The sequence below is a fragment of the Candidatus Methylobacter favarea genome (assembly GCF_902806695.1).
GTDB classification, from domain to species: Bacteria; Pseudomonadota; Gammaproteobacteria; order Methylococcales; family Methylomonadaceae; genus Methylobacter_B; species Methylobacter_B favarea.
Genome location: NZ_CADCXN010000007.1, coordinates 1 through 6,229, shown reverse-complemented (window position 1 = coordinate 6,229; position 6,229 = coordinate 1). Strand labels below are relative to the sequence as shown.

Below are 6,229 nucleotides of genomic sequence, written 5' to 3'. Positions count from 1 at the left end.
AATAGGGGATAATTATGCCAGCTGATTGAACAGGTGGGCTACTGGTAAGAAAAGTATGGCACGATGACCCGTGGAAAGGTATTGAACAGAGGGTGCCGGGCAACAAGAGCGACCGGGGCCAGACGGCAGCGGACAAGAGGCGGTTTGTGTAAGCCGTGCTGTGGAGAGCCAGGCCGGGTTCACCCTGGCGCGGCCTGCCCGACAAGTCGGGGGCTTGGAACAGCCCTTACAAAAGGTTAGCCCGCTGCCCGGATGCCGGAGTCTGGCAACGGCTATCTGCTGAGTTGTGCAAGGACGCTGATTTTGAAGAGATAGCCATTGACGGCACGATGGTGAGGCCCACCCATGACAAAGTGGTGCTTGACGGGTGGACAAACGCCTGATGTCACGCCAGCCATTGGTTTAGTGGATGGCATTCTGGCGGGTGCGCCAGGCGCCGACAAGGCCTGGGAGGCTGAGAGTGTGCTGGAGAATCTCGAAGAAAGCCAGGCCAAGGCGGTTATCTCTTGGAAAAGCAACCGTCAACAACAACGGGAATTTGACCGGCACCCGTACAAAAACCGTAGCTGGGACGAACGCTTCTTTTGCCGAGTCAAACAGTTCCGACGGCCTGCAGCAAGGTACGCAAAGCCGGCTTCGCGTTATTCCGCCTTTATTGCCTGACTGCCAGTTTTATAGGGCTGGCCTGATTATCAACAGACTCTGGTTGATTTTTGGCATATCGCGACTTTACAACCTTGAGCTTACGCTCCAGGATTTCCGTCAAAAAATTGCCCGTACCGCAAGCTGGCTCAAGAAAACGGGAATCAATCCTTTCGGTTTCTTGTGCCACCAGATCAAGCATGGCGTTAACTTCACGTTTATTAGTATAAACTTCCCTATGATCGGTAACTCTTTCTTTAGAAATAACTTGTTTTTCAGCAACCGCTGGTTTTATAAAACTTAGCATTTAATATTTATCTTTCTTTCTTTTTATAAGCACCGCGTTTTTTAGGCTCTGGCTCAGGAATAAGGTTAACAATATCTGTTAATTCCCAAACCTTACCGGTAATGCCCTCCGCATTGCTGGGCTAAACCTAAGCCATATATGGATTTTACAGCAGTTATAAAACATAAAATACAGGCTGATAGCGTGCATGTGATTTTCAATCTTCTTTAGGAAAAAAGAACCATTAGATGATGCATTAAAGCGCGAGGAATCAATAACAACGAAGAGAGTTATGAATTATGGGACTCCAAAGGAATCTTGTCTGCAAGCCACTTCTTAGAAGAAATTTCATTCCCAGGAGGATTAGAAAAAAATTGGCTAATCTAACAGATGATTTTTTCAATCCAAAAATTCAGCAAGATAATGGAGTAAAACTAAGGATAGCAAATTAGCTATTGTCAGATTCTTTCCACCGAGCCCTAGCCGCCTTTTTAGCAATCTCTGATCGTCCTTCTGGCGTGAGCTTTTAGGCTCGAGCTGAACCGCCTTCAAGCCCACATTTTTGTCTATCGGCTTTTTTCCTTTCAGTTCTTCTTCTGCCTCAGCTTCGCCAATAGCTTGCTGAAAACATTCAATGCTGTTTGGATAAAATCTTTTCGTGAGTTGGTTTTATTTATCATGCTGTTAAGATGGCGCAGCAAGAAAAAAATACATGCGGTCAAATTTCAAACTGAACCGCTACCTAACGGCGGATTGCGCGGCTTTGATAAATGCCGTTAAACGCCTTAAAGCCTGGCCTCTATGGCTCAGGGAATTTTTAACCGCCGCCGGCAATTCAGCCGATGTGCAATTTTGCTCCGCTAACCAGAATACCGGATCATAGCCAAAACCGTTTGCACCGGCCGGATGATCTGAAATGCTGCCTTCCCAAACCCCTTGGGCAATCACCGGAAACGGATCATCTGCATATTTCATGTACACCATGATGCAAATAAAGCGCGCGCTGCGTTGTTGTTCAGGAACCCCGGCAAGTTCATGCAACAGTTTTTCCAGATTTTGCCGGTCGCTGGCGCCAATGCCAGCATAGCGGGCAGAAATCACGCCCGGCGCTCCGTTCAAGACATCAACGACTAAACCGGAATCATCGGCTATAGCCGGAAGGCTGCAGTGCTGGGCCGCGTTTCTTGCTTTTAAAATAGCGTTTTCTATAAATGTCAACCCGGTTTCTTCTGCGTCTGCAATATTAAACACAGACTGAGGAATGATGGAATATTCCCCAAGAAGCGACTGAATTTCCCTGATCTTGCCGGGATTGCCGCTGGCCAGAACGATGTCATGCATGGCTGTCCCTGCCCTGCACTCTTCGGGTAAATGCAAATCTGCTCCCGGCAGATTCGTCATGCATGGCTGTCCTCCCAAGTTTGCTTCGGGCCAGGGCAACGCTGAGCCAAGTTAACCTGTGCTGCAAACTGGTGTTGTGATTGCGGACATGTCATGCTTCACAGCCTAAAGCTAGCTGCTGCTTTTTCAGTAATTGCTTAATGCCCAAACCAGCCAGTTCCAGCATGGCATCGAGCTCCTCCTTTCTAAAGGCATGCCCTTCCGCCGTACCCTGAATTTCAATAAAAGCAGCGGCATCATTCATGACGACATTCATATCGGTTTCAGCATTACTGTCTTCAGCATAATCCAGATCCAGCACCGGCACGCCGTTATAAATACCCACAGAAACCGAGGCAATTTGCCCATGCAAGGGGTTAGTTTTGATTTGTCTGCGTTTGAGCATTTTTTGGGTTGCCAATGACAAGGCCACAAAGCCGCCGGTAATTGAAGCTGTCCGTGTACCGCCATCGGCCTGCAATACATCACAGTCTATAATAATAGTATTTTCACCTAAAGCCTTTAAATCAACTGCTGCCCGCAAGGATCGGCCAATCAGTCGCTGAATCTCCAGAGTGCGGCCGCCCTGCTTACCGTAGCTGGCTTCACGCCCCATCCTGGTGTGCGTGGAACGCGGCAACATGCCGTATTCTGCGGTAATCCAGCCTTCGCCTTTGCCTTTAAGAAAACGGGGTACATTGTTATCAACGCTGGCGGTACAAACTACCCGGGTATCGCCAAATTCAACCAGGACAGAACCTTCGGCATGTTTGGTAAAGCCGCAGGTGAATTTTATTTCTCTTAGTTGATCAGGGTTGCGTCCGCTAGGTCTCATGTGTGTTTCGCCAAAATGAAAACGGAACAGTATACCTGAACTGTTATTTATCCGGTTTTCGAATTATGAATATATTCATAATTACTTTAGCAGAAGCGCCTGCTGCAACTGCGAAACCGGATGAGGGCGACTTTCCGGCTGCAGTTCCATTGTCAAATCCATAGCTTTTAATAAAGGCTCCGGAAATTTTCGTTTGAACGCCCTGACGGCAGGTATCAAAGTATCTTTTTTTACCCTGTCCTGAGCAGGAACCGGTATCTTATAATCAAGACTGGCGCGCATGCTGGCGCCCGCTGCATAATGGTCTGTCCAGGGGCCTAATTCAGCATTCAGATTATGCTGCTCTATGGGCGACGCCGGCCAGCCGGAAGTTAAATACCTGCAAAAAAACGCTGGTGGGATAGTCAGCATTTTACTGCTCAAAATCCTATCCAGCGTTACCCCGTAATCATAAGTCATGACCATATAAACGGTGGAATTGGCTTCAAAAAATTGATAACTTCAACAATATTGGGATGCTTCATATCAGCCACTGCCTTGGCTTCTTCAAAAAACAGGGTTCTGCCGCGCCGAAATAAAGGCTGGGTTTCATCGCTGTTCGCGACCACAATATTATTCCAGGTTCTGTGAGCCAGCTTTCGCGGCAAATATTCCTTAATGGCAACCTGAACCGATCCGCCGTTTGTCGGGCCAGATAAACCGAACTAAATCGGCCCTGCGCCAATTCCCGCTCAATCACATACTGGTCTATAATAGTGCCGGTTTGAAGGTAGTTTCACTCTTTGGGATAGGTTTCAGGATCGTAGTAGTGCGCCATTTTTTGTTTGTCCTGTTAAAGCCGCAAATATAGGTGAAAAATGATTAAAAGCATGACAGCCTTTGCCGGCGCTGAGGCAGCCATCGGAAATTCAACCATAAGCTGCGAGATGCGCTCGGTGAACCACCGCTACTGCGACATCACATTAAAATTGCCTGAGCGGTTGCGCTTTATGGAGACCGATCTTCGTTCAGTCGTCGCAGAAAAAATCAATCGCGGTAAGATTGAATGCACCTTAACTTATAAGGAACAGGCCAAAGACGGCCAAAATTTTATTGTGAACATGGATGCCGTAGCTACATTACTGGCCGCGACAGACGCCATTGAGCAGAAAATGCCCACTGCTCTGGCATTTTCGGCGCTGGATGTGCTGGCGTTCCCGGGTATTCGGCAGGAGCCGAATACTGATAAGGAGCAGCTTGGTCAAGGCATTACCGCGCTGGTCAAACAAACGCTTGCACAACTGCTGGAAGTGCGGGAAAGAGAAGGCGCACAACTGAAGCTTCTGGTCGAGGAACGTTGCCTGAAAATGCAAGGATATGTTGCCTCAGCCGGAAAACGCATGCCGGAAGTTCTGCTGCTGCTGCGTAATAAACTAAACGATAAAATTACCGAGCTGGTCGCTGAACCTGATTTCGACCGCCTGGAGCAGGAACTGGTTTTTATGGCTCAAAAACTGGACATCACGGAAGAACTGGATCGATTGGAAACGCATATTGCCGAGGTATTGAGAGTGCTCAATCAAAATGAGCCTATAGGCAGACGGCTTGATTTCTTAATGCAGGAATTAAACCGTGAAGCCAATACTTTAGGGTCAAAATCGGCTGACAAGGAAATGACGCAAATCGCCATCGAACTTAAAGTACTAATTGAGCAAATGCGCGAGCAGATACAGAACATTGAGTAGTGTTTCAGAGTATTCCAACCTAAGCCATCACCCTACCGGAGGCCGCGAATTTCGCGGCTTTCTTGTTTTTGTCAGTGGCAGCCAATCCCACATAAGCGCATAATAAGGGTGTACCACTAGCATAATTTGCACAAATTTGGTGGTACACACTTAAACAGAAGCAGACTGTGGCTAAACTTACAGACATACAAATAAAGGCTTGGATAAAAAAGTGTGAATACTTCGAGGCGGAAAATTTCAAGCTGGCTGTCGCCTCAAAGTAAAAATTTTATGCGGCTATTTTATCGGAATTAACAATCTCCTGGGGCGAGGTGTTTTGGGTTTCGGCATGATCCGGATTTAAAGCTACGGTATGGGTGGTGTTCCAGTTCCGGGTATTTTGGCTCCAGCGCCGAGGGTTATTGCGCCCCTACCTAACCTGCAACAGCGCTGGCGTAATGGCTGCTTTCTTCTGTAAACACCTGCCAGCCGATGATCTGGCGAGTGAACATATCGAGGAACAGGCAGAGGTAGCAAAACTGGCCCTTGATGGCAGTTGGCAGATAGGTAAGTTCCCCGCTGTAGAGTGGGTTCGGTGCGGCCGCACTCAAGGCCTGAGGCGAGGCTGGCTGAGCGGCAAATCTGCAAATGCGGCGCAATTGGCCACGGCCAGAAGGCACTCGCTCAGCCTCGGTCAATGCAGGCGGCGACGTATATGTCCACGTCTTCGTCCAGGGTTTTACCGGCTTGCCAAGCTTGCAAGGTGGGGGACTCAAACCCGGCACGGCACAGGCTGGGTCTTGGCGGGCACGTCCCGATGGCTTCGGCCACCGCTTCAATCCGGGTCTGGCGCTGCTGAAGGCAGGTCATTCGACCTCGCCCGCTACCAGCGCCCGGAGCTTTTTTCAGGATCAGCTAGGCAGAGGTTTCAGCCAGGGCTTGCTCTTTGAACTCGCGAGAATACTGCTGTTTTAGGGTGGTCATTTTTTAATCTCAAATTTCAAAGTCTCTGAAAATTTGAGGCGACAATTATTTTGACGCGAGGGGCTGATTTGGTGCCAAACTTTGAGAAATGGGCAACAAAGGTTAGTCGATAATCCACTTCTCAACTTATCGGACAGATTTTATCTGATAATTAATTATTCAATCCATCAAAGGAAAATAAAGACATACCTAGATTTCCAGTTAGACCTGCGTAGAGATTCGCCAAAGAAAAAGGACTTGAATCTGAGGCAACAAAAATTCACAAAATGCCAATTATACGAATCTTATGAAATCTCCGGAGTCTAAGTTGAATAGGGTTGAGTTTCCGGAGAAATGCTATGTCTCACGTCGCCTTAAAGGTATCGGATCGACTCACTGTGGAAGAACTGGATAGTGCCG

The 6,229-nt window shown here is 48.1% G+C and carries 9 protein-coding genes; 3 read left to right on the top strand and 6 right to left on the bottom strand.

Going from position 1 to position 6,229, the window contains the following annotated elements; all coding sequences use genetic code 11:
* Positions 1–155: 155 nt before the first annotated feature.
* Both HUX64_RS01525 and HUX64_RS01520 read left to right on the top strand, forming a co-directional pair.
* Positions 156–383: a transposase gene (locus HUX64_RS01525; protein WP_246246864.1), complete on the top strand. Its 228-nt coding sequence runs from the start codon at positions 156–158 to the stop codon at positions 381–383.
* A complete protein-coding gene (locus HUX64_RS01520; protein ID WP_174624485.1) occupies positions 346–663 on the top strand; it encodes a transposase in 318 nt (105 codons plus the stop codon). The genes HUX64_RS01525 and HUX64_RS01520 overlap by 38 nt, the downstream gene beginning before the upstream one ends.
* Here the strand turns inward: HUX64_RS01520 and HUX64_RS01515 are convergent.
* The 5 genes from HUX64_RS01515 to HUX64_RS20215 form a co-directional block, all read right to left on the bottom strand.
* Positions 653–949, bottom strand: a complete 297-nt coding sequence (locus HUX64_RS01515) for a hypothetical protein (protein WP_217426393.1) — start codon at positions 947–949, stop codon at positions 653–655. The genes HUX64_RS01520 and HUX64_RS01515 overlap by 11 nt on opposite strands.
* A gap of 717 nt (positions 950–1,666) precedes the next feature.
* Positions 1,667–2,269, bottom strand: a complete 603-nt coding sequence (gene rdgB, locus HUX64_RS01510) for an RdgB/HAM1 family non-canonical purine NTP pyrophosphatase (RefSeq protein WP_174624486.1) — start codon at positions 2,267–2,269, stop codon at positions 1,667–1,669.
* Between the two features lie 151 nt (positions 2,270–2,420).
* Entirely contained in the window at positions 2,421–3,143 is a 723-nt protein-coding gene (gene rph, locus HUX64_RS01505; RefSeq protein WP_174624484.1) for a ribonuclease PH, read from the bottom strand.
* Between the two features lie 81 nt (positions 3,144–3,224).
* Positions 3,225–3,602, bottom strand: a complete 378-nt coding sequence (locus tag HUX64_RS20220; RefSeq protein ID WP_343034362.1) for a hypothetical protein — start codon at positions 3,600–3,602, stop codon at positions 3,225–3,227.
* On the bottom strand, positions 3,599–3,790 hold the full coding sequence (locus HUX64_RS20215) for a hypothetical protein (RefSeq protein WP_343034361.1): 192 nt from the start codon (positions 3,788–3,790) through the stop codon (positions 3,599–3,601). Before HUX64_RS20215 ends, HUX64_RS20220 begins: the two co-directional genes overlap by 4 nt.
* A 210-nt stretch (positions 3,791–4,000) precedes the next feature.
* On the opposite strand from HUX64_RS20215, the gene HUX64_RS01495 reads away from it, so the two are divergent.
* Positions 4,001–4,867 (top strand): YicC/YloC family endoribonuclease, encoded by an 867-nt coding sequence (locus HUX64_RS01495; protein WP_174624483.1) that lies wholly within the window; start codon positions 4,001–4,003, stop codon positions 4,865–4,867.
* 413 nt (positions 4,868–5,280) lie between these two features.
* Here the strand turns inward: HUX64_RS01495 and HUX64_RS19060 are convergent, their stop codons facing one another.
* The gene (locus tag HUX64_RS19060) at positions 5,281–5,526 is read right to left on the bottom strand and encodes a hypothetical protein (protein WP_217426392.1); all 246 of its coding nucleotides are present in this window, start codon (positions 5,524–5,526) and stop codon (positions 5,281–5,283) included.
* Between the last annotated feature and the right edge of the window lie 703 nt (positions 5,527–6,229).

Coding starts and splice junctions, on each gene's coding strand:
- HUX64_RS01515 (WP_217426393.1), bottom strand. CDS start 949: ATGCTAAGTTTTATAAAACCAGCGGTTGCTGAAAAACAAGTTATTTCT.
- rph (WP_174624484.1), bottom strand. CDS start 3,143: ATGAGACCTAGCGGACGCAACCCTGATCAACTAAGAGAAATAAAATTC.
- HUX64_RS20220 (WP_343034362.1), bottom strand. CDS start 3,602: ATGACTTATGATTACGGGGTAACGCTGGATAGGATTTTGAGCAGTAAA.
- HUX64_RS01495 (WP_174624483.1), top strand. CDS start 4,001: ATGATTAAAAGCATGACAGCCTTTGCCGGCGCTGAGGCAGCCATCGGA.
- rdgB (WP_174624486.1), bottom strand. CDS start 2,269: ATGCATGACATCGTTCTGGCCAGCGGCAATCCCGGCAAGATCAGGGAA.
- HUX64_RS01520 (WP_174624485.1), top strand. CDS start 346: ATGACAAAGTGGTGCTTGACGGGTGGACAAACGCCTGATGTCACGCCA.